Annotated in this window: 36 protein-coding genes; 32 read left to right on the top strand and 4 right to left on the bottom strand. The window is 49.3% G+C overall.

Translation table 11 applies throughout. The features are described 5' to 3' along the window. Window positions 1-5: 5 nt before the first annotated feature. From rplE to ACYQ2N_RS08710, 29 genes are all read left to right on the top strand, one after another. On the top strand, window positions 6-545 hold the full coding sequence (gene rplE, locus ACYQ2N_RS08850) for a 50S ribosomal protein L5 (RefSeq protein WP_459998879.1): 540 nt from the start codon (window positions 6-8) through the stop codon (window positions 543-545). 20 nt (window positions 546-565) lie between these two features. Further along, window positions 566-751, top strand: a complete 186-nt coding sequence (locus tag ACYQ2N_RS08845) for a type Z 30S ribosomal protein S14 (RefSeq protein ID WP_459998877.1) — start codon at window positions 566-568, stop codon at window positions 749-751. Window positions 752-790: 39 nt separating this feature from the next. Further along, entirely contained in the window at window positions 791-1,189 is a 399-nt protein-coding gene (gene rpsH, locus ACYQ2N_RS08840) for a 30S ribosomal protein S8 (protein WP_459998875.1), read from the top strand. 23 nt (window positions 1,190-1,212) lie between these two features. Further along, window positions 1,213-1,767 (top strand): 50S ribosomal protein L6, encoded by a 555-nt coding sequence (gene rplF / locus ACYQ2N_RS08835; RefSeq protein WP_459998873.1) that lies wholly within the window; start codon window positions 1,213-1,215, stop codon window positions 1,765-1,767. Window positions 1,768-1,821: 54 nt separating this feature from the next. Next, window positions 1,822-2,190, top strand: coding sequence for a 50S ribosomal protein L18 (gene rplR / locus ACYQ2N_RS08830; RefSeq protein ID WP_459998872.1), 369 nt, complete (start codon window positions 1,822-1,824; stop codon window positions 2,188-2,190). A 20-nt stretch (window positions 2,191-2,210) separates the two neighbouring features. Next, on the top strand, window positions 2,211-2,711 hold the full coding sequence (gene rpsE / locus ACYQ2N_RS08825) for a 30S ribosomal protein S5 (RefSeq protein WP_459998870.1): 501 nt from the start codon (window positions 2,211-2,213) through the stop codon (window positions 2,709-2,711). Between the two features lie 13 nt (window positions 2,712-2,724). Beyond that, window positions 2,725-2,907, top strand: coding sequence for a 50S ribosomal protein L30 (rpmD, locus tag ACYQ2N_RS08820; protein ID WP_459998869.1), 183 nt, complete (start codon window positions 2,725-2,727; stop codon window positions 2,905-2,907). Window positions 2,908-2,923: 16 nt separating this feature from the next. Continuing rightward, window positions 2,924-3,364: a 50S ribosomal protein L15 gene (gene rplO / locus ACYQ2N_RS08815; protein ID WP_459998868.1), complete on the top strand. Its 441-nt coding sequence runs from the start codon at window positions 2,924-2,926 to the stop codon at window positions 3,362-3,364. Between the two features lies 1 nt (window position 3,365). Next, on the top strand, window positions 3,366-4,652 hold the full coding sequence (gene secY / locus ACYQ2N_RS08810; RefSeq protein ID WP_459998867.1) for a preprotein translocase subunit SecY: 1,287 nt from the start codon (window positions 3,366-3,368) through the stop codon (window positions 4,650-4,652). 14 nt (window positions 4,653-4,666) lie between these two features. Next, a complete protein-coding gene (locus tag ACYQ2N_RS08805) occupies window positions 4,667-5,317 on the top strand; it encodes an adenylate kinase (RefSeq protein WP_459998865.1) in 651 nt (216 codons plus the stop codon). Next, window positions 5,314-6,060 carry a type I methionyl aminopeptidase gene (map, locus tag ACYQ2N_RS08800; RefSeq protein WP_459998864.1) on the top strand — a complete coding sequence of 249 codons (747 nt, stop codon included), beginning with the start codon at window positions 5,314-5,316 and terminating at the stop codon, window positions 6,058-6,060. The genes ACYQ2N_RS08805 and map overlap by 4 nt, the downstream gene beginning before the upstream one ends. A 34-nt stretch (window positions 6,061-6,094) precedes the next feature. After that, entirely contained in the window at window positions 6,095-6,313 is a 219-nt protein-coding gene (infA, locus tag ACYQ2N_RS08795; RefSeq protein ID WP_005810121.1) for a translation initiation factor IF-1, read from the top strand. 22 nt (window positions 6,314-6,335) lie between these two features. Beyond that, window positions 6,336-6,449 carry a 50S ribosomal protein L36 gene (gene rpmJ, locus ACYQ2N_RS08790; RefSeq protein WP_459998863.1) on the top strand — a complete coding sequence of 38 codons (114 nt, stop codon included), beginning with the start codon at window positions 6,336-6,338 and terminating at the stop codon, window positions 6,447-6,449. A gap of 122 nt (window positions 6,450-6,571) precedes the next feature. After that, a complete protein-coding gene (rpsM, locus tag ACYQ2N_RS08785) occupies window positions 6,572-6,943 on the top strand; it encodes a 30S ribosomal protein S13 (protein ID WP_459998862.1) in 372 nt (123 codons plus the stop codon). A gap of 19 nt (window positions 6,944-6,962) precedes the next feature. Continuing rightward, entirely contained in the window at window positions 6,963-7,352 is a 390-nt protein-coding gene (gene rpsK, locus ACYQ2N_RS08780) for a 30S ribosomal protein S11 (RefSeq protein ID WP_459998860.1), read from the top strand. Window positions 7,353-7,364: 12 nt separating this feature from the next. Beyond that, on the top strand, window positions 7,365-7,994 hold the full coding sequence (gene rpsD / locus ACYQ2N_RS08775; RefSeq protein ID WP_459998859.1) for a 30S ribosomal protein S4: 630 nt from the start codon (window positions 7,365-7,367) through the stop codon (window positions 7,992-7,994). Between the two features lie 50 nt (window positions 7,995-8,044). Beyond that, on the top strand, window positions 8,045-8,992 hold the full coding sequence (locus tag ACYQ2N_RS08770) for a DNA-directed RNA polymerase subunit alpha (RefSeq protein WP_459998858.1): 948 nt from the start codon (window positions 8,045-8,047) through the stop codon (window positions 8,990-8,992). A gap of 25 nt (window positions 8,993-9,017) precedes the next feature. Continuing rightward, window positions 9,018-9,359, top strand: a complete 342-nt coding sequence (gene rplQ, locus ACYQ2N_RS08765; RefSeq protein WP_459998856.1) for a 50S ribosomal protein L17 — start codon at window positions 9,018-9,020, stop codon at window positions 9,357-9,359. Between the two features lie 353 nt (window positions 9,360-9,712). Continuing rightward, entirely contained in the window at window positions 9,713-10,252 is a 540-nt protein-coding gene (locus ACYQ2N_RS08760; protein ID WP_459998855.1) for a biotin transporter BioY, read from the top strand. A gap of 33 nt (window positions 10,253-10,285) precedes the next feature. Beyond that, window positions 10,286-12,055: an ABC transporter ATP-binding protein gene (locus ACYQ2N_RS08755; protein WP_459998854.1), complete on the top strand. Its 1,770-nt coding sequence runs from the start codon at window positions 10,286-10,288 to the stop codon at window positions 12,053-12,055. Continuing rightward, entirely contained in the window at window positions 12,045-12,806 is a 762-nt protein-coding gene (locus ACYQ2N_RS08750) for an energy-coupling factor transporter transmembrane component T family protein (protein WP_459998853.1), read from the top strand. Before ACYQ2N_RS08755 ends, ACYQ2N_RS08750 begins: the two co-directional genes overlap by 11 nt. A 204-nt stretch (window positions 12,807-13,010) precedes the next feature. Continuing rightward, entirely contained in the window at window positions 13,011-13,880 is an 870-nt protein-coding gene (gene truA / locus ACYQ2N_RS08745) for a tRNA pseudouridine(38-40) synthase TruA (protein WP_459998851.1), read from the top strand. 279 nt (window positions 13,881-14,159) lie between these two features. Beyond that, complete coding sequence (gene rplM, locus ACYQ2N_RS08740; RefSeq protein WP_459998849.1) at window positions 14,160-14,591, top strand: 50S ribosomal protein L13; 432 nt, start codon at window positions 14,160-14,162, stop codon at window positions 14,589-14,591. Between the two features lie 20 nt (window positions 14,592-14,611). Beyond that, window positions 14,612-15,007 (top strand): 30S ribosomal protein S9, encoded by a 396-nt coding sequence (gene rpsI / locus ACYQ2N_RS08735; protein ID WP_459998848.1) that lies wholly within the window; start codon window positions 14,612-14,614, stop codon window positions 15,005-15,007. A gap of 343 nt (window positions 15,008-15,350) precedes the next feature. Then, window positions 15,351-15,572, top strand: a complete 222-nt coding sequence (locus ACYQ2N_RS08730; protein WP_459998847.1) for a DUF7309 domain-containing protein — start codon at window positions 15,351-15,353, stop codon at window positions 15,570-15,572. Beyond that, window positions 15,500-15,763 carry a DUF7309 domain-containing protein gene (locus ACYQ2N_RS08725; RefSeq protein WP_459998846.1) on the top strand — a complete coding sequence of 88 codons (264 nt, stop codon included), beginning with the start codon at window positions 15,500-15,502 and terminating at the stop codon, window positions 15,761-15,763. Before ACYQ2N_RS08730 ends, ACYQ2N_RS08725 begins: the two co-directional genes overlap by 73 nt. Before the next feature lie 108 nt (window positions 15,764-15,871). Beyond that, the gene (locus ACYQ2N_RS08720; protein WP_459998844.1) at window positions 15,872-16,348 is read left to right on the top strand and encodes a hypothetical protein; all 477 of its coding nucleotides are present in this window, start codon (window positions 15,872-15,874) and stop codon (window positions 16,346-16,348) included. Window positions 16,349-16,569: 221 nt separating this feature from the next. Next, window positions 16,570-17,799: a phosphate propanoyltransferase gene (gene pduL, locus ACYQ2N_RS08715; RefSeq protein WP_459998843.1), complete on the top strand. Its 1,230-nt coding sequence runs from the start codon at window positions 16,570-16,572 to the stop codon at window positions 17,797-17,799. Window positions 17,800-17,883: 84 nt separating this feature from the next. Further along, window positions 17,884-18,006, top strand: coding sequence for a hypothetical protein (locus ACYQ2N_RS08710; protein WP_459998842.1), 123 nt, complete (start codon window positions 17,884-17,886; stop codon window positions 18,004-18,006). 15 nt (window positions 18,007-18,021) lie between these two features. Here ACYQ2N_RS08710 and rbr read toward each other — a convergent pair whose 3' ends face one another. From rbr to mutY, 3 genes are all read right to left on the bottom strand, one after another. Next, window positions 18,022-18,555 carry a rubrerythrin gene (gene rbr, locus ACYQ2N_RS08705; protein WP_459998840.1) on the bottom strand — a complete coding sequence of 178 codons (534 nt, stop codon included), beginning with the start codon at window positions 18,553-18,555 and terminating at the stop codon, window positions 18,022-18,024. 63 nt (window positions 18,556-18,618) lie between these two features. Continuing rightward, window positions 18,619-18,999, bottom strand: coding sequence for a desulfoferrodoxin (locus tag ACYQ2N_RS08700; protein WP_459998839.1), 381 nt, complete (start codon window positions 18,997-18,999; stop codon window positions 18,619-18,621). A gap of 57 nt (window positions 19,000-19,056) precedes the next feature. Continuing rightward, complete coding sequence (gene mutY, locus ACYQ2N_RS08695; protein WP_460000495.1) at window positions 19,057-20,364, bottom strand: A/G-specific adenine glycosylase; 1,308 nt, start codon at window positions 20,362-20,364, stop codon at window positions 19,057-19,059. A gap of 103 nt (window positions 20,365-20,467) precedes the next feature. On the opposite strand from mutY, the gene ACYQ2N_RS08690 reads away from it, so the two are divergent. Beyond that, window positions 20,468-21,178: an N-formylglutamate amidohydrolase gene (locus ACYQ2N_RS08690; RefSeq protein ID WP_459998838.1), complete on the top strand. Its 711-nt coding sequence runs from the start codon at window positions 20,468-20,470 to the stop codon at window positions 21,176-21,178. 262 nt (window positions 21,179-21,440) lie between these two features. Beyond that, on the top strand, window positions 21,441-22,865 hold the full coding sequence (locus ACYQ2N_RS08685; RefSeq protein WP_459998837.1) for a polysaccharide deacetylase family protein: 1,425 nt from the start codon (window positions 21,441-21,443) through the stop codon (window positions 22,863-22,865). A gap of 23 nt (window positions 22,866-22,888) precedes the next feature. Here ACYQ2N_RS08685 and ACYQ2N_RS08680 read toward each other — a convergent pair whose 3' ends face one another. Next, on the bottom strand, window positions 22,889-23,134 hold the full coding sequence (locus tag ACYQ2N_RS08680; RefSeq protein ID WP_460000494.1) for an NUDIX hydrolase: 246 nt from the start codon (window positions 23,132-23,134) through the stop codon (window positions 22,889-22,891). A 349-nt stretch (window positions 23,135-23,483) separates the two neighbouring features. Here ACYQ2N_RS08680 and ACYQ2N_RS08675 point away from each other — a divergent pair, with 349 nt between their 5' ends. Further along, window positions 23,484-24,710: an ABC transporter substrate-binding protein gene (locus ACYQ2N_RS08675; RefSeq protein WP_459998836.1), complete on the top strand. Its 1,227-nt coding sequence runs from the start codon at window positions 23,484-23,486 to the stop codon at window positions 24,708-24,710. Window positions 24,711-24,729: the final 19 nt, after the last annotated feature.

Below are 24,729 nucleotides of genomic sequence, written 5' to 3'. Positions count from 1 at the left end.
CCTAAGTGGCTCGCCTGAAAGAGAAGTACCAGAAAGAAATCGCTCCTGCACTCCAGCAGAAGTTTGGATATAAAAATGTGATGCAGATTCCCCGTCTGGAGAAGATCGTGGTCAACATGGGCGTTGGGGAAGCTATCCAGAATTCGAAAGCGATTGATGCGGCTGTTACTGATTTATCGAAAATCGTCGGACAAAAGCCTGTTGTCACTCGAGCGAAAAAGTCAATCGCCGCTTTTAAGCTGCGTGCAGGGATGCCTATTGGGACCAAAGTTACACTCCGCGGAGAGCGGATGTATGAGTTCGCTGACCGTCTCCTTAATGTAGCCCTGCCGCGCGTGCGTGATTTTCGCGGAGTATCTGCTAAATCCTTTGACGGCCGCGGCAATTATACGCTTGGGCTCCGGGAACAGCTTATTTTTCCTGAGATTGAGTATGACAAGATTGATAAACTCCGGGGCATGGATGTTGTGTTTGTGACAACGGCGAAAACAGATGAAGAAGCACGCGAACTCTTGCAGCTCTTCGGCATGCCGTATCGCGACTGAGAAGAAGGAGGTCAAATAGCGTGGCTAAAAAATCAATGATTGTTCGCCAGGCACGGAGTCCGAAGTATTCCGTACGCGCGCACAACCGCTGCAAAATTTGCGGTCGTCCCCATGCTTACATCCGTAAGTTCGGAGTGTGCAGGATTTGTTTCCGGGAACTAGCTTATAAAGGTGAGCTTCCCGGGGTCACCAAAGCCAGTTGGTAAGGTGTTTACGAACACAGATAAGGAAGGGGGATGACCTCAGTGGCAATGTCAGATCCGATTGCAGATTTCTTAACCCGTATCCGCAATGCGGGAATGGTTTATCATGATAAAGTTGAAGTTCCTGCTTCCCGCGTCAAGAGGGATATTGCTGAACTTCTGAAAACGGAAGGCTTCATTAAAGACTATGAGTTTATTGCTGACAGTAAGCAAGGGATACTGCGTCTCTATTTGAAGTACGGCCCTAACCGCGAACGCGTTATTAGCGGGTTGAAGCGGATCAGTCGGCCAGGACTCAGAGTGTACGCCGGCAAGGATGAACTGCCGAAAGTACTTGGTGGTATCGGCATGGCAGTTGTTTCCACCTCGAAAGGGATAATGACTGACAAGGCGGCGCGCAAACTTGGACTCGGCGGAGAAGTGCTCTGCTATATTTGGTAAGATAGAGAACGGAGGTGTAAGCAATGTCGAGAATCGGCAAGCTTCCTGTCGCCATTCCCAGTGGTGTTGACGTCAAAATAGAGGGTAGTGTGGTGACTGTGAAAGGGCCGAAAGGCACCTTGACCAGGGAGATGCACCCGGCGATAACGATTGCCGTGGCAGAGCAGCAGATCGTGGTCACCCGCCCCAGCGACGAACCTCTCCACCGTTCCCTGCACGGCTTAACCCGTAGTCTCATTGCCAATATGGTGCAAGGGGTCACTACCGGGTTCACCAAAGGTCTGGAAATGGTCGGAGTCGGCTACAGGGCTGCAAAACAAGGGAACAAGCTGGTCTTAAGTGTGGGCAAGTCCCATCCTGTCGAGCTGGTTCCATATGAAGGTTTAGAAATTGAAGTTCCTGCCCCGAACAAGATTTTAATTAAGGGTATGGACAAGGAGACTGTAGGTGCCTTCGCCGCAGTCGTACGCGCTCAACGCGAGCCTGAGCCTTACAAAGGCAAAGGGATTAAATATGAAGGTGAAGTTATTCGCCGCAAAGTTGGTAAAACGGGCGGCAAAAAAGGCGGTAAGAAGTAAAGCAGCATAAGCAAGGGCCAAATCTCTTGCTCTTAGTGAAAGGAGTGATTCGCTTTGATTACGCCCGTAGATAGAAAAGGAAACCGCCAGAAAAAGCACCTGCGCCTGCGCAAAAATTTGCACGGAACAGCTGAACGCCCGCGTTTGGCTGTGTTTCGCAGCTTAAACCATATTTACGCCCAAGTCATAAATGACGATCTGGGGGTAACTCTGGCTGCAGCCTCTTCTTTAGATGCAGATTTCAAAGCTGCCGCGGTCCTAGGCGGTAATTTGGAAGGCGCCCAGAAAGTTGGAGAACTGGTAGCCAAAAGAGCCCTGGACAAAGGGATTAAGCAAGTGGTTTTCGATCGCGGTGGCTATCTTTACCACGGGAGAGTTGCAGCCTTGGCCGCAGCGGCTCGTGAAGCTGGCCTGGACTTTTAGGAGTAAAGGAGGGAAAATCGTTGGTCAAGATCGATCCTAGCAAACTGGAGTTATCTGAGAAAGTCGTGCACATTGCGCGTGTGGCCAAGGTCGTAAAAGGCGGTCGCCGTTTCAGCTTTAGCGCTTTGGTCGTTGTCGGGGACGGCAACGGGCATGTGGGCGCAGGACTCGGTAAGGCAGGAGAGGTGCCGGAAGCCATTCGTAAAGGAATAGAGGACGCCAAGAAGAATCTTATCTCCATTCCTCTTACCGGAACAACTATTCCCCATACGATCATTGGCGTGTTTGGGGCAGGGCAAGTTTTGCTTAAGCCTGCTGCCAAAGGAACCGGTGTTATTGCCGGCGGTGCAGTGCGCACAGTTTTGGAAGTGAGCGGAATTCATGATATTTTGACGAAATCCTTGGGTTCTGCCAATGCTCATAATATGGTTAATGCTACGATGGCAGCCTTAAAAGCTCTTAAACGTGTTGAAGAAGTTGCCAAGCTCCGCGGTAAAACCGTAGAAGAGATTCTGGGTTAAGGAGGGTTGGCCGGTGAAAATAAAGATAACTCTTAGCAGAAGCCTGATCGGACATCCACAAGAACAGCGCAAGATGCTGGCAGCCTTAGGCTTAAGGAAGGTTGGAGCCAGTGTGGTGCATGAAGACACCCCTTCAATCCAGGGGACAGTCCGTAGATGTGCCCACTTGCTGACGGTGGAACAAATCGCTGAGTAAAGGAGGTGCTCTAGGCATGAAATTGCATGAACTCAAGCCTGCACAGGGAGCGACTCATGCTCCTAAGCGCCTGGGCCGGGGAATTGGCTCAGGACAGGGCAAGACAGCCGGCAAGGGCCATAAGGGTCAGAAGGCGCGTTCCGGCGGTGGAGTACGTCCTGGCTTTGAAGGTGGACAACAGCCGCTTTATCGTCGTTTGCCCAAACGCGGCTTCACCAATATCTTTAAGAAAGAGTTCAATGTCCTGAATGTGCGTGATCTGGAGAGATTCGAGAGCGGCACGCTCGTGACACTTGAAACTCTGATCGAAGCAGGCGTTATTAAACAAATTAAAGACGGAGTTAAAATTCTGGGCACAGGTGAGTTGACAAAAGCTTTAACCGTACGAGTGGATAAAGTCAGCTCGGCTGCGGAGGAAAAAATTGTGGCAGCGGGCGGAAAAGTAGAGGTGGAATAACATGATTGTCGATTCCCTGAAGAATGCCTGGAAGGTTGCAGACCTCAGGAAAAAGATTGCCTTCACCTTGCTCATGTTCCTCATTTTCCGTATTGGGGCCCACATTCCCATTCCTTTTGTTAATCGTGACGTTTTGAACCAAATGCTCGGCAGCGGTGGCGTGTTCGATTTCTTTGACACTTTTTCCGGGGGATCGTTTAAGAGACTGTCTGTATTTGCCTTAAGTATTACACCGTATATCACGGCATCAATTATTCTGCAGCTTCTCACCATTGTCATTCCGTCCTTAGAGCGTTTGGCAAAGGAAGGGGACTATGGCCGGAAGAAGATTGGGCAGTATACCCGTTATGGCACGGTTATTTTAGGCTTCGTTCAAGGCTTGGGCTTAACCCTCGGACTCAGGGGAGCCTTGGCGATTCCGTCCGAAGGCACGAGATGGCCGATTTATCTTTTGGTTACGTTAGTGCTGACTGCCGGAACCGCTTTTCTGATGTGGATCGGGGAAGCCATCACGGAAAAGGGAATTGGCAACGGGATTTCGCTCATTATCTTTGCCGGTATTGTCTCTCGGGTACCGGATGCTTTGAAATCCCTGTGGCAGCTGTTATCAGTCGGGGAAATCAGCGCCCTCACCGTAATTGGTCTGGTTATTATTGTGGTGGCTGTCATTGCCGGAGTTGTGTATGTTCAGGAAGGACAGCGCCGGATTCAGGTTCAGTATGCCAAAAGGGTTGTGGGCCGCAAGGTCTATGGCGGACAAAGCTCGCATATTCCGCTAAAAGTGAACCAAGCCGGGGTCATTCCGGTAATTTTTGCTGTCTCCCTTCTGGCCTTTCCACAGCAGATATCGACCTGGGTTCCTAACTCCGGATTCTCTAATTTTGTCAATACCTGGTTCAGTATGAACGGATCATTAAAATCCATTCCGTACTTGCTCATCTATGCCATGCTTATTATTTTCTTTACCTACTTCTATACAGCCGTTACGTTTAATCCAGTTGAAGTATCAGACAACCTTAAGAAGTATGGCGGTTTTATTCCGGGGCTTAGGCCAGGACGTGCGACCACGGATTATCTGTCTAAAGTTCTAAACCGGATTACCTTAAGTGGTGCGGTTTTCTTGGCGGCGATTGCCGTACTGCCCAGCTTGGTTATTGGTCTCACCGGGCTTAAAAACATCTACTTTGGCGGTACTTCTCTATTAATCGTGGTTTCAGTGGCCTTGGAAACCATGAAAAACCTCGAGTCTCAGCTGATGATGAGGCATTATCAAGGGTTTATGAAGTAAGGAGGTAAGGAGAGATGAGAACGATTTTGATGGGCCCCCCCGGCGCCGGCAAGGGAACACAAGCCGAGGCTCTGGTCGCGAAGTTTGAAATACCGCACATTTCGACCGGAGATATGTTCCGGGCTGCCATTAAGGCTGGCACTCTACTCGGGCTTAAGGCTAAAGAGTATATGGATGCCGGAGGTTTGGTACCGGATGAGGTCACAATCGGAATTGTGGAAGATAGACTGAAGCAGCCGGATTGTGCCAAAGGCTTTCTGCTCGACGGTTTTCCGCGTACAGTAGCTCAGGCAGATGCTCTGGGGGAAATCATTGCGAACCTTGGTTTGGCCCTTGACGGGGTGATCAATATCGAGGTGGACGAAGAGAAGCTCTTAGAGCGCTTAACCGGACGCCGGATCTGCCGCCAATGTGGGGCAACCTATCATTCCGTCTTTAATCCTCCTACCAAAGAGGGCGTTTGTGACAAATGCGGCGGGGAGCTTTACCAACGGAGTGACGACACTCTGGAAACTGCGAAGAACCGTCTGCGTGTCTACAACGAACAAACTGAACCTTTGATTAACTACTATCGTTCCCAAGGCTTGCTCAAGGGAATTGAGGGCGACCAGCCAATTGACAAGGTACTCCAGGATATTCTGGTTGCGATGGGGCAGGCAGAATGATCGAACTGAAGACTGCGGGTCAGATTGAGCGGATGCGTAAGGCAGGGCGCATCGTGGCAGAAACCCTGGCTCTCATGCGCGAAGCCGTGCACCCGGGTATGACTACGCAGGAATTAGACCGCCTGGCCGAGGATTATATCCGTAAGCAGGGTGCAGTGCCTGCCTTCAAAGGGTACAATGGTTTTCCGGCCACTTTGTGCACATCCCTCAATGAGCAAGTAGTGCACGGGATACCCGGTTTAAGGAAATTGGAATCTGGAGATATTATCAGTATTGACTGTGGAGCGGTTGTTGACGGGTATTTCGGGGATGCGGCAGTCACTTTGCCGGTCGGGGAGATTGGACCGGATCTGCAAAAGCTGCTCAAAGTAACGGAGGAGTCCCTCATGCTGGGCCTGGCACAGGCGAAGAAAGGACTTCGTCTCTATGACATCTCCCATGCGGTTCAGACCCATGTTGAGAAGCACGGATTTTCAGTGGTACGCGACTATGTCGGACATGGAATCGGCAGAGCGATGCACGAAGAACCGCAGATTCCCAACTTTGGCAAGCCCGGCCGGGGGCCGCGACTCGAGGTAGGGATGGCCTTGGCCATCGAACCTATGGTAAACATGGGAACGTATGAAGTCGAAAGCTTAAGTGACCATTGGACTGTTGTAACTAAAGACAGGCGAGCCTCCGCTCATTTCGAACACACCGTAGCCGTTACGGAAAATGGTCCTGAGATTTTGACTCTAGTGTAACTGCCTGAACGAGTGCCAGAGGAGGGGTGAACTTATGTCCAAAGAGGACGTAATTGAAGTTGAAGGCAAGGTTTTGGAGCCGCTGCCCAATGCTATGTTCCTGGTCGAGCTTAGCAACGGTCACAAGGTTTTGGCGCACGTCTCAGGAAAGATCCGGATGAACTTTATCCGGATTCTTCCGGGGGACAGGGTCACCGTGGAGCTTTCTCCCTATGACCTATCCCGGGGACGGATTGTATACCGGTTTAAGTAAGGAGCAAAGGGAGGGGATCCGCATGAAGGTAAAGCCTTCAGTCAAACCGATTTGTGAAAAATGCAAAGTCATTAAGCGCCATGGCAAAGTAATGGTTATTTGCGAAAATCCCAAACACAAACAAAAGCAGGGTTAAGGCAATTCTTAGATGCGCGGCTGAGCCGGGATTACCTTGGTTGCATGTAAGAAACCGGATCTTGATGATAAATCAGGTTATTAAGTTAAGTTTTATTGAATATTTGGGGGTGTAAAGAATAGATGGCGCGTATCGCTGGAGTTGACTTGCCGCGCGAGAAACGAGTTGAGGTGGCCTTGACCTATATTTATGGCATCGGCCAGCCGACTTCCAAGAAAATTCTCGCTCAGACCGGCGTAAACCCGGACACTCGTGTGCGTGACTTATCCGAAGCGGAGGTCACTAAGCTCCGGGAAGTTATCGATAAAGAGACCAAGGTTGAAGGTGACCTGCGTCGGGAAGTGTCCCTCAACATTAAACGCCTGATAGAGATTGGCTGTTACCGTGGGATACGCCACCGCCGGGGATTGCCCGTACGGGGCCAGCGGACGAAGACGAATGCCCGCACTCGTAAAGGTCCGGCCAAGACTGTCGGAGCACGCCGTAAAAAATAGGTAAGGGGGGATAACCGAGATGGCCCGTAAAGTAGTCCGGACAAGGCGCCGGGAACGCAAAAATGTTCAAAGTGGAATTGCGCATATCAAGTCTACTTTTAACAATACTATGGTCACTATCACGGATACCACAGGGAACGCTATTTCCTGGTCGAGCGCCGGGGCCTTAGGTTTTAAGGGCTCACGTAAGAGCACGCCGTTTGCTGCGCAGATGGCAGCTGAAACCGCAGCTAAAGTCGCTATGGAACACGGCATGAAAGATGTAGAATGTTTTGTTAAAGGTCCGGGAACCGGCCGGGAAGCCGCTATCCGAGCCTTACAGGCAGCCGGATTGGAAGTAAACATGATTAAAGACGTAACACCAATTCCGCACAATGGGTGTCGGCCACCCAAACGTAGAAGGGTGTAAGGGGGTGTACTAATGGCAAGATATACAGGTCCTGTTTGTCGCTTATGCCGTCGCGAAGGAATGAAGCTGTTCCTCAAAGGGGATCGCTGCTATACGAATAAATGCGCAATTGACCGCCGTCAGTATGCGCCCGGGCAGCACGGCCAAAGCCGTGGCAAGAAACCCACAGAGTATGGCATCCAGCTACGTGAGAAGCAAAAAGCACGCCGCATTTACGGGGTACTGGAAGGTCAGTTCCGCACTTATTTTGTGGAGGCTGCCCGCCAGAAAGGTATGACCGGCGACAACCTTTTACGGTTGTTGGAACGCCGCCTTGATAATGTTGCTTATCGCCTTGGCTTCGCAGCTTCCCGTCCGGAAGCGCGTCAACTGGTGCGCCACGGCCATGTTACGGTAAATGGCAAGCGGGTGGATATTCCGTCATATTTGGTTCGGGTCGGCGAGACAATCAGCATCAAAGAAGAAAGCAAGAATTCACCGCGCATTAAAGAAAACATGGAAGCACTGGGAACACGCAGTGTCGTGAAGTGGTTAAGCCTAGATGCCAACGCTGCTGCCGGTTCTGTGATTGCACTACCTTCTCGCGAGGATATTCAACTGCCCATCCAAGAACACCTTATCGTTGAGAAATACTCACGTTAAAATACGGGTAGAAGTGTGTATCTAAGTTCCCGAGAAAGAAGGTGCATCCGATGTTAGAAATCGAGAAGCCCAGAATTGAATGTGTTGAACGTTCAGATGATAACACCTATGCCAAATTTGTGGTTGAGCCCCTGGAGCGGGGATACGGAATCACTTTAGGGAATTCCTTAAGAAGAATTCTGCTCTCCTCGCTCCCGGGTTCGGCCGTAACCTCAGTGAAGATCGAAGGAGTTCTGCACGAGTTTGCCACCATTCCCGGCGTGTTCGAAGATGTAACAGACGTTATTCTCAACCTCAAGTCCCTGGCTCTCAAAGGACATACGGATGAGCTCAGAATTATGCGCTTAGAAACGCAAGGAGAGGGAGTCGTGCGGGCCGCCGATATCATTACCGGTTCTGACATTGAAATTCTCAATCCGGACTTGAAGATAGCAACGCTCGATCATGACGGACGTCTGTTTATGGAGATGACCGTGGAGAGAGGCCGTGGCTATGTGCCGGCGGAAAAGAACAAAAAGCCGGAGCAGGCCATAGGCATCATCCCGATCGATTCCATTTTTGCCCCCGTGTATAAAGTCAACTACACGGTTGAGGATACGCGGGTCGGGCAAATCACAGACTATGATAAGCTTACACTCGAAGTCTGGTCCAACGGCAGTATTTCGCCGGAGGAAGCAACCAGCCTGGCTGCTAAGATTTTAAGCGAGCATCTGCGGCTCTTTATGGGGCTTACGGATAAACTCACCAATGTTGAAATTATGGTTGAAAAAGAAGAGGAAGCTAAGAATAACATCCTCTTGATGACGATTGAAGAGTTGGATTTGTCCGTCCGCTCTTATAATTGCCTGAAACGGGCCGGTATCAATACGGTAGAAGAGTTGACGCAGAAGACGGAAGAAGACATGATCAAAGTGCGCAACTTGGGGCGCAAGTCTTTAGAAGAGGTGGAGCAAAAGCTGCACGAACTGAGCTTGGGCTTCCGTCAGCCTGAAGAGTAATTTCGGTGCAAAGGAGGGGATTTAGTTGGCTTACCGCAAACTGGGAAGGAATACGGGTCATCGTGGGGCAATGCTGCGAAACATTGTTACTTCCCTGTTAAAACACGAGCGTATCGAAACGACCGAGGCCCGGGCGAAGGAATTAAACGCCATCGCGGAGAAAATGATTACGCTCGGCAAGCAAGGTGACTTGGCTGCCAGAAGACAAGCCATGTCTTATTTAATGGAAGAAGATGTGGTGAAGAAACTTTTCGACACGATTGCACCGAAATATGCTGACCGTCAAGGGGGTTACACCCGGATTATGAAAGTGGGCAACCGCCGGGGCGATGCCGCGGAATTGGTGTTAATCGAGCTGGTGAAGTAGATTAAGCTGGCAAATAGTGCTTAAGAAGCAGGGAGTCCTGGATGGGGGCTCCTTTTTGCTGCATTTCGCGAGATGAATTGCCCGCTCACCACGCGACGGAGCTGTTCGCTTGTCGACTCCGTTACCGCGCCAAACCTTAGGGTAATACCTGTAGTGAACCATGGCGCGGCTTAACACTTCGTCTTCTGCGCTCACTACGCTCCTCTGCTCGGACGGTTCGCTAAGCAATTGAATCTCGCTGTGAAATAAGCCTCTATTTAAGCCGTTATAATAATGGTTTTTTGTTGCCATATTGCCGTCACTATTGTAAACTTAGAGAGAAGTATAAGTTTACAGAGGGTGAGGAGAAGATTATGAATACGAAGAATTTAGCGATGACTGCAGTGATGGCGGCCTTAATGTCTGTGGCCGGGATGGCTTTGCGCTGGGTGTCCCCGGCGTTGGTTCCGTTCAGTATTCTGCCGCTGTTAGTGTACATCGCGGGGATTGTCTTAGGGCCGCGTTATGGAGCTTTGAGCATGGTGGTATACATACTCCTGGGGCTGTTTGGGCTGCCGGTTTATGCGACAGCACCGTTTGGCGGGATCGGTTATATTATGAAGCCGACATTTGGCTTTCTTATTGGCTACATCTTTGCCGCTTACACCGCGGGCCTAATTTATAAGCCGGGAAGTCTGGTCAGAGCTTTTGCCGCAGCTTTAGGCGGGGTAGTTGTGATTTATGCTTTCGGGTTAGTTTACTTCTACGGACTTTTTAACTGGGTGTTGAATAAGCCGATGGCCATTACCACAGTTATAGCTATGGGGTTCACTCCATATATTCTGATGGATATTATTAAAGCGATCGTTGCGGCGATCGTAGGAAACGAAGTTGTGCGCAGGCGTGCGCAGTAGGGTTTTAATATAAAGTTTCTGGTGAGGATCTAAATGGCAGAAAAAGTATTGCGCATTAATGGTCTGGGTTATAAGAACATAGTGAGTGATGTAAGCTTTGACTGGCGACCGGGGGAAGTTATGGCCTTGATGGGGGCGAACGGTTCGGGGAAATCTACGCTGGCGCGCCTCATCACTGGATTGAGCGAGCCTACTGCCGGAACGGTTGAGCTAATGGAAGCACGCACAAGTGAGCCACTAGGTGCCCAATACAATCCTGTTCCCTGGCCAGCGGAAGGTCGCTGGCGTGAAATTGGCTTTATCGGGCAGCACCCGCGCCGTCAGACCATCGGAGCTAGTGTTGCCGAAGAATTAGGCTTCGGCCTGCTTAATTTAGGCTTGTCCCCTCAGGAGGTCCAGCTGAGGGTGAAGGAATTGGCTGCTGTAACCGGGCTTGCGGGCAAAGAAAACCAATCCCCTTCCACGCTGTCCGGGGGGGAGCGCCAGAGGCTAGTGATAGCAGCCATCCTGGCGATGAAGCCTGCCTTTTTGATCCTGGATGAGGCTTTAACTATGCTTGACCAAAGAGCCCAGGATAAGATTCTCTCTTTGCTTTCACAGAAATGTTCTACAGCAGGGGCAATTGCGGGACATAATGAGACAATGGGTGAGATAGTAGGTGAGCCAATGGGTCAGCTATGGATCACTCATGATCCGGAATTGGCCGCAAAAGCTGACCGGCTGTTGCTTATGAAGGATGGGAGAGTGTGGGATGCGGGTCGTCCGTCCTCGGTTTTAGGGAGCCGGGAAGTGCGGGCAGAGTACGGACTCCGTGCCGAGTACCAAATCCGGGCCGAGTATCGAATTCGGGGCGCGCACTTCGCGCAGATCGAGGGCAACAGGGGCCACAAATTTAAGGAGCATGGACACTTCGAGCGTGTCCATAGGGATAGAGTTAATGAGCAGGCTTATTGGGATGGATCCTCCGAGCCTGCTCATAAGTATGAACTTTACGATTTGCCCCGGCTTAAGATTCTGGAATGGGAGAATTGCAGCTATGGGGAACGTCTGGATATAGACAAAAGAATCTATCAAGGGGAGTTCGTAGGGATTATCGGACCCTCGGGGGCTGGAAAATCAACTCTTTTAGAGAGTGTGATCGGCCTTAATCTACCGACAGCGGGAAGATGTCAGGCTTTTGGGGAAGTCCTCGGGAAAGATAATGTGGTGCGCCAACGCCAACGCTGCCGCCTGGTGCTCCAAGAGCCGGGAGAGTATTTTATCGGCCACACGGTCTATGATGAAGTTTTTTACGGGCGCAGTAGACGCGAAGCAAAGAGTAAGAAAGATGAGAACCTTAGCTACCTGGAACGCTTTGGGATCACGGCGGAAATGGCCGCAAAACCCCCGGAACACTTGAGTGGAGGAGAAAAACAGAGAGTGGCTTTGGCAGCAGCCTTTGAGAGCAAGCCTCAAGTCCTGCTTCTGGATGAACCCATGCTGGGCCTGGACGGGCGCGGTCGTGAACATCTCTTATCGTTTCTGTCCGGCGTGCGTGGGGAGATAACGATTCTGTGCGTGACCCACGACCTGACTGAGGTCATTGAACTGGCTGACCGTCTGTGGCTGATTGAAGATGGGCAAGTGACGCTCGATTTTCCCGCTTCATCCTGGCAGGATTTTCGTGAGTGTCTCCAGGCGGCAGGGGTACGCTGTCCTGTATCTGGCACGAAGCATGAGGAATATGTCAAAGGAACCGTCCCCTTGACACTCCCAAACGAGGAGCAGCGACAACGAGAGAGTGTGATGCGTAATGGAGATTGAAGTTTACTGGCCGGGAGAGAGTGTCCTTCACGAATTGGACCCCCGGCTTAAGGTAGGTGCGTTTGTCTGGCTGTCTTTTGTCTTAACTATGGTGGGATGGCACGGTCTAGCTGTAGCCAGTGCCGGGGTTTTCATCCTGATGTGGTTGAGCGAGGTTCCCTGGCGCAGTTTTCGCCCTGTGTTGATGGTACTGCTTTGGATTGCGGCTTTTTACCTATTGGCCGGGGGCTGGACTTGGTCGGAATCCGAACATTTCTGGCAAGGACATTTCTCGGTGGAAGGTCTTAAGGTGGCTGCCGTGTTGGTGTGGCGAATCGCTGTCTTGTTTGCGCTGACCCGGCTGTTTGCCGCGGTTACCCCCCCGTTGGAGCAAGGCTTGGGAATTGCCTATTTCCTTAACCCGCTCGTGCGGCTGACGCCTAAAGCGGCTGATTTCGCCCTTTTAATAACCCTAACCCTGCGCTTCATGCCGCTATTGCTGGAAGAGATCGCTGCCATCTCCAAGGCGAGGGCAGCCAAAGGCACGGTCCCGTCTTCCCTGTTTGGGCGCATACAGGAACTAATGAATCTACTTCCTGCCCTTCTCCTCTTGAGTTTGCGCCGGGCGGAGGAGACCGCCGAAAACCTGGTCATGCGCGGCTACAGCAGCGGCAAATACCGCACGCTTAGTACACGAGAATGGGGAAGACGCGATAGTTGGAGCGTGGTAGCTGCGCTCCTTTGCGGAATTATACTCGTTATTTTGCCTTAATAGAATTTTTTTAGTTTGAAGCAATGAGAAGAAATGTTAAGATTGATTTATATAGGTTTAGAGTTTCAAGGGTCTTCCAAGAGAGCTATTGAGGATTTCGCTGCAGGAACCGGGTTAAGAAGTGGCGGGAGCGGACAGAATTTGGGCAGAGGAACGGTCTGAAGCGGTTACAGGTTCACTAAGGTATATTTTAAGGAGTCAGGGATGCGCAACATAAGGCTGACCATAGCATATGACGGCACGAACTATCATGGGTTTCAACGGCAGCCGGAGTTTCACGGCCCGACGATTCAGGGAACCCTAGAGAAAGTTTGGCAGGAAGTCTTGGGTGAGGAAATCAGGATATTCACGGCCGGGCGCACGGATACAGGCGTGCATGCAGCAGGTCAGGTAGTGAGTTTTTTTTCTGAGACGAGAATTCCGGAAGAAAAGATTCCTAAGGCGTTTAATAGCTTATTACCACGCGACATCCGAATATTAGAGGCTAGAAATGAACATGAGGATTTTAACGCACGTAGATCCGCCAAGTGGAAGCGCTATGACTATCTTATTGACAATCGGCCGATTCCGGATGTGTTCAGGCGCCTCTATGCCTGCCATGAACCAATAGCTCTCAATGTTAAGCATATGCAAGAGGCAGCTAAGCATTTGGAAGGTAAACATAATTTCAAGGCTTTCGCTTCCGCTGGAGGGGCGAGCAAGACGTTTGAGCGCACCTTATTTTTAGGCAGGGTAGAGTTGGAAGACGAACCGTTCAAGTCAAGGGTGACCAGAGTAGGGGAGATCGGGAGCGAACAAGAGTTAGAGGACGTACGCTTGTCAGAGGGCAATGTCAGGGGTATGATCCGCATAACTTGTATCGGGGATGGATTTTTGTACAACATGGTTCGGATAATCGCCGGAACGCTGCTTGAGGTGGGGAAAGGAAAAATTGACCCATCGGATATTCCTGTTATTATTGAGAGCCAAGACCGCAAACAGAGTGGAGAAACCGCACCGCCGCATGGCTTGACTTTAACGTATGTAAATTATGATGCAAAAAAACCGCAAGAGATTTTTCCGGAGCTGTACTAGATATAAGATTGTGTAGTGAATGAAGCCTGTCAGTGTTATAGAGATCAAATCATAAACAATTAGAGCATTAAGTTTTTAATTGCTGGTGTAAGCAAAATTCCTTGACAGTTACCAGCCGTTTGGATAAAATACAATTATGAGTCTTTATGTCGTGAGCTGTGATTGAGCCCCATAGTTCATGATATTTGCCGCGCGTGTGCCTGAGCCCCACATCAAACGGAAAAGACAACTGAATGTGTAAATTATTGAATTTAGATCGAACTTAATGGAGGGAGAAAAATGTCCACTTTCTTCGCGAAAGCGGCCGATATAGAGCGCAAGTGGTACGTCATTGACGCTACCGGCATTCCTTTGGGTCGTTTGTCCACGGAAGCTGCTCTGATCCTTAGGGGCAAGCACAAGCCTACTTTTACCCCGCACGTGGATACAGGGGATCATATTATTGTTATTAATGCTGAAAAAGTTCTTTTAACCGGCAATAAGCTGGATAACAAAATGTATCGCACACACTCCCGTTATCCCGGGGGACTTAAAGAGACACCTTATCGTAAGTTAATGCAAGTTTTTCCGGAACGGGCTGTGGAACATGCAATTAAAGGAATGCTTCCTCACAATAAGCTAGGTGCCCAAATGTTCAGGAAATTGAAAGTGTACAAAGGTTCTACACATCCCCATCAAGCTCAACAACCTGAAATTTGGACAATTAGGTAAGAAAGGAGGAAGTATAGAAAATGGCAGTACAGTTGCAATATGCCGGCACCGGCCGTCGTAAAAATGCTGTAGCACGGGTGCGTCTTATTCCCGGACAAGGGGATTTCTCGATTAATAAAAGAGGTTTAGGGGAATATTTCGGTAAGAAAACCCTTGAAATGATCGTCAAACAACCGCTTGATATGACTGAGACCTTAGGAAAATACGATATTATCGCTTTGGTCCACGGAGGTGGAACCACCGGTCAAGCCGGAGCGGTTAGACTTGGCATCGCGCGTGCTCTGCTTAAGGCTGACATCAGCCTGCGGCCCGCTCTTAAACGGGCAGGCTTTCTGACCCGCGATCCGCGCATGAAGGAGCGCCGTAAATACGGTCTTAAGAAAGCCCGTAAAGCTCCTCAATTCTCCAAACGCTAAAAGTGCATATGTTATGGAATTACGGCCTGGGTCTTATGCCCGGGCCGTAAATTATTTATCAGGGGGGATAGGCAAATGAAACAGAGAATAGAGATCGAACAACTGATGGAGTTAACAGATCTTCTATTTGCGGTCAGCCTTTCTGATAATAGCAGTGACGCCGGAAGGCGTTGAGCACATAGCCTCCGCGTCCGCATGGTTGCATTCTTGCTAAGCATCAGCTGAGTATTTAACCCCGAACGGCGAAATGATAGGATCAAACACGCTCTCATTGCAGGAGTTTTAGCCTTGTGCCCAGAATCTTATATATAAAAGTTTTGAGATTTAACAAAGGAGAAAATATATGACGAAATCGAACATTCCAACAATTGAGGAATGGCGTTCACTATACGAAGCAGCTATTGCTTTCAAACAATCGGCCTGTTGGGAATGGATGTATGATGATGAGATTTTCGGAGTTGTAGATCCTGAAACAGGGGAAACTGCCTACTGTTGTGTTCTGGGCAATGCGGGGGAGCACTTTGGCCTTATCGCCTTATCGGGTATCTTGGCGCGGAGGGCTTAAACCAAATCCTTGGGTTGCTTTCAGATGAGATAGATCCAGAGGATCATGACAACATGTTCCGGCAAAAATGTCTAATGTGTTCCTTTGAGGACAGGTCAACACTGGCGACCGAAGATTTGAAAATTGTCAAAGATCTTGGGTTAAAATTTCGCGGCAAGTGGCATGGCAATTTCTTTCGATGGGATGATTGATAGTATGCTGAAGTACTAAAAGTATACAACACCTTCGTAAACTATAAAGAAAAACCCTCAGGAAACCGAAACGCTCAGAAGACCTAAATCCTCAGGAATGGAAACCCCATGAAAGGAAGTGAGCGAAGTTTAATGAGTGTGCTAATTGTCGGGGGAGTCGTTTTAGTCACTATTTTTCTGATCATAGCAGTGTCTGCAGGTAGGGGAAGGCGTTTCGAAGGAGAGCAAGTTAGGAGTGAAGATATGATAAAAACGGTGTACATCTATATCGTACTTCTGGCTACCTTAATGATGACCATTGGCGGCAGTGTGGCTGCTTTCATGGCGGTTGCAGATATCGCATCACCGCCATCGTATTACATGAGTTTTGCCGAGTATCAAAGAATGCCTGAGAAATTACCTGATCAGAAACAACCGGCTTTGACCGAACAAGAACTGAGAAAGAACTACGATGATTTAGTGGCTCAGGAAAAACAACGCGCCCGGGATAGGGCGGTTAACAGCTTAATTAAGAGTTTTGGCTGGATCGTGATCCCGGCTCCTATCTTTCTTTATTTTCAAAGGAAGCTTAAAGCTAAGTCATAAGTAAGTATGAACAAACAGGAAATCCTTGTTCCTGGCCAGGCATACGAACGAATAACTCCCGCAAAGCTTAACAAGCGGGAGTTTGCTGAATCTGAAATCGTGTATCTGAAATCGTGCCTCGATCACAAGAGTCTGTGCTTGCGTTGAACCTACATATTTACTAAAATACTAGGTATAAATACTATAATTTGTATTAAATCTTGTAGCTTGGAGGCAGTAGAATGACTATTAATATCGACCCTAAGAAAGTAGATTTTAAGAGAGAAAACCGTTGGCTAGTGCGGGTTGGAGTTTCCAGAGCGCATGTTCATCTGACGGAGGAACATGTCGAGGCTCTTTTTGGAAAGGGTAACAATCTTACAGTGCTCAGGGAATTGGGCCAGGCAGGGGAATTTGCCGCCAAAGAAACAGTGAACGTAGTCGGTACCAAGGGAGTATTGCAGCAAGTTCGGATTATCGGGCCGGCCCGGGCCAAAACTCAGATTGAACTGGCGCGGACGGACACGTATATCTTAGGAATAGATGCGCCCCTAAGGGATTCCGGAGATGTCGAGGGCACCCCGGGAGCGGTACTGATTGGGCCCAAGGGCGTTGTGGTTCTTGATGAGGGCTGCATTATTGCCAAATCGCACATTCATATGCTGACCAAAGATGCGGACAGGCTGGAAATAGCCAATGCGGATAAAGTCAGTGTCCTGATCAAAGGGGAGAAAACTGTCTGTTATCACGATGTCAAAGTCAGGGTTGTCAAAGAGGGATTGACTGAATTTCATATCGACACGGATGAAGCTAACGCAGCCTACGTTGATACCGGGGATCTGGCCATGATCAAGCACAAGGAAATTATCATTAAGGATAATTTTGGCAATATCATAGACGTGAATACGGATGATATCAAATTTGTTCAGGGTAAAAGGCCGAATGGTGACTATGTGCAAGAGGGCATCCGCTTGCTGCGCACGGTCTTTGAATATCCGGAGTCAGTCCAGCACAATATTGAGGATAAACTCTTACAACCTCAAAAGATCGAGCCCAATCATTATTATCTGTTCACGGCCGTAGAACGGGGCCAAGTTATGGGAATTGCCTGCTTCTACTGGATGCCAGGTGTGAAAATGGGCTATTTTGAACACCTCGGGATTACCCCGGATTATCAAAACAGAGGGATTGGCAGCTTTCTGTTTTACAAAGTTATTTCTTTCCTTGAGAAAAATCATCCTGAAATTGAAGGGGTACTGTTCGAGGTCAGGTTGAATAAGGAAGACCTCGATGACCGCAAACAATTCTTCCTTAACGTCGGTGCAATTCCCGTTGATACAGCCTCTTACCCCTCGGATAAAATCAAACTGGGGCAAGAAATCTTGCTGATGTTCAAACCGGAAACTGTGGATGCCCGGCTGAATACGGCGACAATGGAATTGGCTTTGCAGACCCTGAGCAAGATTTTGTAACTTAAGGAACGCAAAAAGAGCAAGTAGCTGATACCCTGTCCAGGGAGCACTTGCTCTTTTTAATCCCAACCGGAGGTGTTAACCGTGAGTCATCCCGATGACATTCTCCAAGAACTCAGCCGCGCACGTTTGAACGAGGAAGCGGTGGCCGTGGAACGAACCACTTTAATTGAAGTGGGTCTTAGACATCCACGGAGCAGCCCGTGAGCACAATTTTGCAAGTTAATAGTTAGTAACAACGATCTCGTAATAGGCCCGGGGATGCTTGCAGACCGGGCAGACATCTGGGGCTTCTTTGCCCTCATGGATGTTGCCGCAATTGCGGCAACGCCAGATTACCTTAGCGTCTTTAGCAAAAACCTTATTTTCACGAACATTCTTGAAGAGCTCTCGGTAGCGCTCTTCGTGGCTCTTTTCAATTTCAGCCACTTCTTCAAAGAGGCGGGCGATATCCGCAAACCCTTCTGCACGTGCCTCTTTGGCCATGACAGGATACATGTCCGTCCATTCGAAGTGTTCGCCTCCAGCGGCGGCTTCCAGGTTGGTTGCGGTATCACCGATGCCATTTAAGAGCTTAAACCAGATTTTGGCGTGCTCTTTTTCATTGTCCGCTGTCTCCAGGAAGAGGGCAGCCAACTGCTCGTAACCTTCCTTCTTGGCCTGAGACGCAAAATAGGTGTATTTATTGCGGGCTTGCGACTCGCCTGCAAAAGCTGCCATCAGGTTCTGTTCGGTTTTTGTTCCCTTTAAGTTCATGACGTTATCCTCCAATCGTTTAAACCGCTAAGATGGGTTAGATGCTCGTTGGGCTCACTGTGCTCACCGGGCTTTCCAAAGACCGTGAAGATTGCAGTATTCCCGTACCTCAAGCACATCTGCCAGCGCGACCGCGAACACGGCTTCCGGTTTTTGTCCGGGGGCCAACTCCGCCCTTAGAACTTGGTCGGCGGTCAAGACCTCGATGAACCGGATCGAATGTTTTTCCTCCATCGGGTGGGGTACTTCTCCTACTTTGACTAAGAGTCCTGCCGCAGTCGTTTCAAGCACGGGCACGTGCTTTTCCCTGGCTCCGTCTTGAGCCAACGCATCCAGTTTTTCCATGGATTGATGGCAGCAGACCAATGCCGGAACCCCAGGGTTGAGCACCTCGACCACATTGCCGCAGACACTGCATTTGTACAATTCTCTGACCTTCGTCATTTTCAAATACCTCATTTCCTAATGTTTTATTAGAATAATTATTATGTTATTATAATTCTACACGTCTGTTCGTTTTCCTGCTGCCAAATTGAGTTTAGGAAAAAATATTTTTGCAGCATCGATAACTTTCTGAAAGGCTGTGGGGATAGGGGCCGAGTCAAGCTCTTGGAAGCTTAGCCAGCGGCTGTTTTCCGGGGGATTTTGTGCTTCTCTGATCAGGTTTGGGAAAACGTGGCCTTTAATGGGGAGGATCAACCAATAGAGCTCCCAGTGGCGGTGGCTGAAGGTATGTCGGGCAGGGCCGTGAAGGGCGGGGGATGACTGGAACAATTCCCACGCTTCTCTGTCATATGAACGGTCTATGACAGCTTTCTGATAGAGAGAAAAGCAATCATCAGGGGTAAGAGGAAGCAGTGTGCCTGTTAAAGCGGGCAAGAGGAAATTCTGGTGTGCTCTATTCATGGAGACTTCCTGTAATGGAAGCTCGCAGCCCGGAAATTCGAGGAGATCTGCCAGGAGTCCCTTTGAGGGGCGTTTTTGCAGGTAAATCTGGTCTTCCCGTATGAGGACAAACGTTAGGCGTATTATCGAGCTCGGCTTGTTTTTGGCCCGCTTGACCGGGTAGAGTTCCGGAGCCGAAGCCTGGCACCAGGCGGATACCGGGCAAGCAGAGCAACAGGGGCTTTTGGGAAGGCATACAGTGGCGCCCAGTTCCATCAGAGCCTGGTTAAAATTTCCGGGTGCATTATTGAAATCTCCAGGTGTTTGCCCGAAGCCTTCAGTCTGGCTTGTGGGCATCCATTCCAGCAACCGGTTTTGGAATTCCCGGCGGCTCAACGCACTTCCAATCGGGTGCGGCCAGGCGAGAATGCGGGAGAGAATGCGCCGGACATTACCGTCGATGGCAGGAATGCGCACGCCGAAGGCAATGCTGGCGATGGCTCCGGCGGTGTATTCTCCGATTCCGGGGATCTGGCGTAAGGCCTCGTACGTTTTAGGAATTTCCGCATTGAGCCTGAAAAATACATGGCGGGCTCCTTCCCAGAGATGGCGGGCGCGGGCATAATAGCCCAGCCCGCGCCAGTAAGAGAGCACCTCTTCCAATTCGACTTGGGCCAGGATGTTCAGGCTCGGGAAGCGTTCGAGAAATCTTAAGTAATAGGGGATGACGGTTTTTACCTGGGTTTGCTGCAGCATCACTTCAGAGACCCAAATGGCATAGGGGTCATGGGTTTGCCGCCAGGGCAAATCGCGTTTGACCGTATGGTACCAAGACAGCAAGGCTTGCGCCAGGGCAGGAGCATCATCAGGGACAGGGGACAGAGGTTCAGATACTCCAAGTATAGGCTTAATGGATTTTAACATTTTTGGCACGGCTTTGACTCCTTTGAGAAAAGAATTTGCTGCTTCTTACCTAAGTATTATAATACAAATGGGGTATAAAATAAGCTCAACCGGAGGTTTAACCGTGAGTCATCCTAATGATCTTCTCCAAGAATTCAGCCGTGCGCGTTTGAATGAAGAAGCGGTGAGTGTGGAACGGATCCACTTTTACAAGACGAATAGAAATGTCAATCCCAAACAGGAGGATCCCTTCAGGGTTTTCCCCGGGACAATTCCGGTAATGGTCTCTGCTCCTCATTCCGTGAGGCATTATCGGCAGAGAAAGATTAAGATGTCCGACGAATTTACCGGCTCGGTTGTCTATCTCTTAAATAAACTGACGGGTTCCCATGCCATAGCGGTGGCCAAGCTGTATGGCGGGGATCCGAACGTAGACAGTCCTTGTATTTATAAAGATCGGATCGCTGAAATCTGCAATAGGGAAAAGGTGCAATGGTTCTTGGACATCCACGGTGCCGCCCGTGAGCACAATTTTGATGTGGACTTAGGCACAAACGGAGGAAAGACTCTCTTAGGCAAAGTTCAGTTCCCTGAAGTGCTTGAGCGCAATTTTCAAGCCTTTGGCTTAATCCGGATTTCTCGGGACCATTTTGCTGCTTTCGGCCGGAATACGGTCACGAATTATGTGGCGCGCGAACTTGGGATACCGGCGGTCCAGATCGAGATCAATAAGCAATTCAGGGTACCAGGCCAAAACCCCCAGGGCTTTCACCGCCTGTTGGGGGCTTTAGTGGCAAGTATAATGGATCTCCAATCGATTAAGCTGCAGGGCTAAATTCAAACTATCCCAGTGAAACTCTACTAGTGGACGGGGGCCAAATCCGTTCTCATAACTTTGTCGGCGCTTAAGATCGAATCAATTGAGTATTTTTTAACGCACAGACGAGATGTTTATAACCGCTTTCCAATTAATTTCGGGAAACGGTTTTTTTGTTTATGTGAATATGATACTTCTCCAAAAAGGAATGCCGTAGTTTACGCCGAAATCCATTTGAAAGTATAGGTGTTCTTGGACAACTGTAAGGGGGATGAAGTGGATGAAAGTGAGACAATCCGGAGCGAGCTTTAATCAGGTGTTTGTCGGGCTAGCATTCTTTATCCAGATGATTCTTTTGGCTTTAACCGCGATTAATGTTCAGGCGATTCCCCCTTCCGCAGCAGTGGAAGTGGAACGCTTTGCAGAACTTGTCCACCAGGGTGAGCTTGCTCAGGCGGGAGCGGTGAAAGCCGGTATCGAGCAGAAGGTGTTTGGCTCCGTTAAGGAAAAGGTCGGGGCTCAAATGGAGGAGGCAATTCAAACCAAAGCTGAAGAGGAAACGACACTTTTTCTTAGGAAGAACGCTGATTATAAAGCGGTTAAGCGCACGCTCGAGGAGCTCAGCCGACTCGGCTTTGCAGAGACGGTTAAGCAGTTTGCGGTGAAGCTGGATCAAGTCCAGGCTGCACGGAAGAGTCTTGAGCTTGAACGCCAGGCAGCACTCAACGCAGCGGAACGAGTTAGCTATCTGGGTCCGGTTCAGCATATCTTTTTTCACCCGCTGATTGCCTACCCTGAACTCGCCTTTGATGGGGATTTGGAGGAAAAGGGGTACAATGACTGGTTTGTCACTGTGCCGGAGTTCCACAAAATCCTGGAAAGTCTCTACCAGAAAAACTATATCCTCATTGATATCCATGCCCTTTATGAAGAAAAGGCAGAGAATGGGAAGAATGTTCTCACCCCGAAGCCTCTGAAACTTCCTCAAGGCAAAAAGCCCCTGATTCTTTCCGTTGACGATCTTAATTACTACCAATACATGCTGCGTAACGGGAATGTATATAAGTTGATCCTGGATGATACGGGAAATATTGTAACCTATTCGGTAGATCCCGGTGGGCAGGAGGCTGTATCCAAGGACAATGAGATCATACCGATTCTCGATCAATTCGTACGCGAACACCCGGACTTTTCCCTGGATGGGGCTAAAGGGGTGATAGCGCTAACCGGATATGAGGGAGTGTTAGGCTATCGCACAAATGAGCGCGAGTCCCCACGCTATGCGGAGGAACGCCAACAGGCCTTGTCCGTGATCAAGCGCCTCAAAGAGACAGGCTGGTCTTTTGCCTCTCACGGATATGGGCACCTTAATGCCCGCAGTATTTCACTTTCTTCTTTACAGGGAGATACCCGGCGCTGGCTTGAAGAAGTCGAACCGCTGATCGGCCCAACAGATGTTTACATTTATCCGTTTGGCGCCTCCGTTCTGCCTGGGGATCCAAAGTTTCAATTTCTGCTCAACTCCGGCTTCAGGGTGCTTTGTTCTGTCGGGCCGAATCCATATATGAAATTCGGTTCAGACTATCTGATGATGGATAGAAGGCACATCGATGGGATTGCGTTGCATTACCAGGCCAATTCAGTAAAAGATTTGTTTGACGCTGAGAAGGTCATAGACAGCATTAGGCCTCCGTTCCGCCCGTAGGTTAACTGTTCTGAAACGGAGGTCTAACCGTGACTTATCCTGACGACATTCTCTAAGAATTTAGCCGCGCGCGTTTGAATGAAGAAGCGGTGAGCGTGGAAAGCTGTGGGGACAGGGGCCGAGTCAAGCTCCTTTAAGCTTAGCCAGCGGCTGTTTTTAGGGGGATTTTGTGTTTCCTTGATTAGGTCCGGGAAGTCTTGGTTGCTGATGGGTATGATCAGCCAATAGAGATCCCAGTGGCGGTGGCTGAAGGTATGTCGGGCAGGCAGGACAGCGGGAGCTTTTGGGGAGGCAGACGGTGGTTCCCAGTTCTATGAGAGCCTGGTTAAAATTCTATAAACAATTCACAACCCAAATAAAGTATCCAAATCCAGGGCTCCAGGATTGACCACCTCGACCACTCAAATTGAGTTTAGAAAAAGATATGTTTGAAGGTGCGTTTACCTGACAAAAACGGCCGTTCAGGTTTCGAAAGTGACAGTTGGTCGGTTAAAACTGTGAACGCTACCAAATTTGTTATATATTGTATACGAACTGTAAATAGGAAGGAGCGGTATTCAGATTCAATAAAATAATAAAACAATAGGTTGTATCACCCAAAACGGAGGGGGTTAGAACATGAGGAAAAAGTTATTTACTCTAATTTCTATCGCTGCAATCAGCAGTTTGATGGTCGCGGGTTGTGGAAGCAAACCGGATACCACCAATAGTTCGAATTCCAATGCAACCACCAACGGCGGCACGATCAAGATTGGAACGGTTCTCCCGCTAACGGGCGGATCGGCTGTATTCGGCGAAAAGTTTAAACAAGCCTACTCCCTGGCGCTTGACGAAATCAACGCCAAGGGCGGCGTGAAAGGCAAAAAGTTGGAAATTGTCTATGAGGACAGCCAAGAAAAACCGGCAGTTGGGAAAACGGCTGCGGAAAAACTCGTCAGCAATAAAGATGTTTTAATTTTGATCGGCGGACGTTCCTCAGGTGTGACCTTGCAGGAAGCAGCGGTAGCCGAAGAGAATAAGGTTCCCTATATGATTGAACACGGTTCTTCAGACCAGGCTACGATGGGAGACAAAAAATATGTGTTCCGTCTAAATCCCACATCAGGTATGTACACAGACGCTTTGCGCAAGTTCTTCAAAGACAATCCGCCTAAGTCCATAGCCTATGTCAACGTCGACAACGCATTCGGGGAAGCAGTTTATCAATATGGATTAAAGGGCTATTTCGAGGAAAGCAAAGTTCCGGTCACCATCGAAAAATACAAAGCGGGAGAACTTGATTTGAAACCTGTGATGGAGAAAGTGAAAGCACAAAATCCTGAAGTAGTCATCATGACGGCAGGCGATGACAATGATGCCACACAACTGATCAAAGCGGCGAAGGAAGCCAACTTAAGTCCGAAATACTTTGTCGGAACCGGGGCCGGTCACTCGATTATTGGTTTTGCCAAACAGGCAGGCGCATTGGCAGATACGGTATTAACGGCAGGTCCTTGGCATGGGAACAAGAAGGATCCGAAGTGGCAGGAATTTAACAAGAAGTTTACGGAAAAAATCGGACATGAACCGGGTGAACACGAGGTGGAAGGATACGCTGCCATTTATGTTGTTGCAGATGCCTTATCCCGCGCAAAAACCTTAGACCGCGAAGGAGTGCGTGAGGCCTTGACGCAAACGGATATGGACACCATTTTCGGCCATGTAAAATTCGAAAAGTTCGGTCCTTATTCCAATCAAAATAAAGCAATTTCCGATGTATCCCAGTGGATTGATGGCAAACTTTATACCGTGTATCCGCCTCAAAATGCGGAAAAACAAATCGTTCCCTTTAAGGGTTGGAAGTAAACAGGAGTTGCGGGAGAGG

Source organism: Paradesulfitobacterium aromaticivorans (genome assembly GCF_054657415.1).
Note: the sequence above shows the minus strand (reverse complement) of the source record. Positions and strands in the feature narration are given on the sequence as shown.

Excerpts from the sequence above, each read along its gene's own strand:
- rplF (WP_459998873.1), top strand. The coding sequence starts at position 1,213 with ATGTCGAGAATCGGCAAGCTTCCTGTCGCCATTCCCAGTGGTGTTGAC.
- rplO (WP_459998868.1), top strand. The coding sequence starts at position 2,924 with ATGAAATTGCATGAACTCAAGCCTGCACAGGGAGCGACTCATGCTCCT.
- secY (WP_459998867.1), top strand. The coding sequence starts at position 3,366 with ATGATTGTCGATTCCCTGAAGAATGCCTGGAAGGTTGCAGACCTCAGG.
- ACYQ2N_RS08805 (WP_459998865.1), top strand. The coding sequence starts at position 4,667 with ATGAGAACGATTTTGATGGGCCCCCCCGGCGCCGGCAAGGGAACACAA.
- map (WP_459998864.1), top strand. The coding sequence starts at position 5,314 with ATGATCGAACTGAAGACTGCGGGTCAGATTGAGCGGATGCGTAAGGCA.
- infA (WP_005810121.1), top strand. The coding sequence starts at position 6,095 with ATGTCCAAAGAGGACGTAATTGAAGTTGAAGGCAAGGTTTTGGAGCCG.
- rpmJ (WP_459998863.1), top strand. The coding sequence starts at position 6,336 with ATGAAGGTAAAGCCTTCAGTCAAACCGATTTGTGAAAAATGCAAAGTC.
- rpsM (WP_459998862.1), top strand. The coding sequence starts at position 6,572 with ATGGCGCGTATCGCTGGAGTTGACTTGCCGCGCGAGAAACGAGTTGAG.
- rpsK (WP_459998860.1), top strand. The coding sequence starts at position 6,963 with ATGGCCCGTAAAGTAGTCCGGACAAGGCGCCGGGAACGCAAAAATGTT.
- rpsD (WP_459998859.1), top strand. The coding sequence starts at position 7,365 with ATGGCAAGATATACAGGTCCTGTTTGTCGCTTATGCCGTCGCGAAGGA.
- ACYQ2N_RS08770 (WP_459998858.1), top strand. The coding sequence starts at position 8,045 with ATGTTAGAAATCGAGAAGCCCAGAATTGAATGTGTTGAACGTTCAGAT.
- ACYQ2N_RS08760 (WP_459998855.1), top strand. The coding sequence starts at position 9,713 with ATGAATACGAAGAATTTAGCGATGACTGCAGTGATGGCGGCCTTAATG.
- ACYQ2N_RS08755 (WP_459998854.1), top strand. The coding sequence starts at position 10,286 with ATGGCAGAAAAAGTATTGCGCATTAATGGTCTGGGTTATAAGAACATA.
- ACYQ2N_RS08750 (WP_459998853.1), top strand. The coding sequence starts at position 12,045 with ATGGAGATTGAAGTTTACTGGCCGGGAGAGAGTGTCCTTCACGAATTG.
- truA (WP_459998851.1), top strand. The coding sequence starts at position 13,011 with ATGCGCAACATAAGGCTGACCATAGCATATGACGGCACGAACTATCAT.
- rplM (WP_459998849.1), top strand. The coding sequence starts at position 14,160 with ATGTCCACTTTCTTCGCGAAAGCGGCCGATATAGAGCGCAAGTGGTAC.
- rpsI (WP_459998848.1), top strand. The coding sequence starts at position 14,612 with ATGGCAGTACAGTTGCAATATGCCGGCACCGGCCGTCGTAAAAATGCT.
- ACYQ2N_RS08730 (WP_459998847.1), top strand. The coding sequence starts at position 15,351 with ATGACGAAATCGAACATTCCAACAATTGAGGAATGGCGTTCACTATAC.
- ACYQ2N_RS08720 (WP_459998844.1), top strand. The coding sequence starts at position 15,872 with ATGAAAGGAAGTGAGCGAAGTTTAATGAGTGTGCTAATTGTCGGGGGA.
- pduL (WP_459998843.1), top strand. The coding sequence starts at position 16,570 with ATGACTATTAATATCGACCCTAAGAAAGTAGATTTTAAGAGAGAAAAC.
- rbr (WP_459998840.1), bottom strand. The coding sequence starts at position 18,555 with ATGAACTTAAAGGGAACAAAAACCGAACAGAACCTGATGGCAGCTTTT.
- ACYQ2N_RS08700 (WP_459998839.1), bottom strand. The coding sequence starts at position 18,999 with ATGACGAAGGTCAGAGAATTGTACAAATGCAGTGTCTGCGGCAATGTG.
- mutY (WP_460000495.1), bottom strand. The coding sequence starts at position 20,364 with ATGTTAAAATCCATTAAGCCTATACTTGGAGTATCTGAACCTCTGTCC.
- ACYQ2N_RS08685 (WP_459998837.1), top strand. The coding sequence starts at position 21,441 with ATGAAAGTGAGACAATCCGGAGCGAGCTTTAATCAGGTGTTTGTCGGG.
- ACYQ2N_RS08675 (WP_459998836.1), top strand. The coding sequence starts at position 23,484 with ATGAGGAAAAAGTTATTTACTCTAATTTCTATCGCTGCAATCAGCAGT.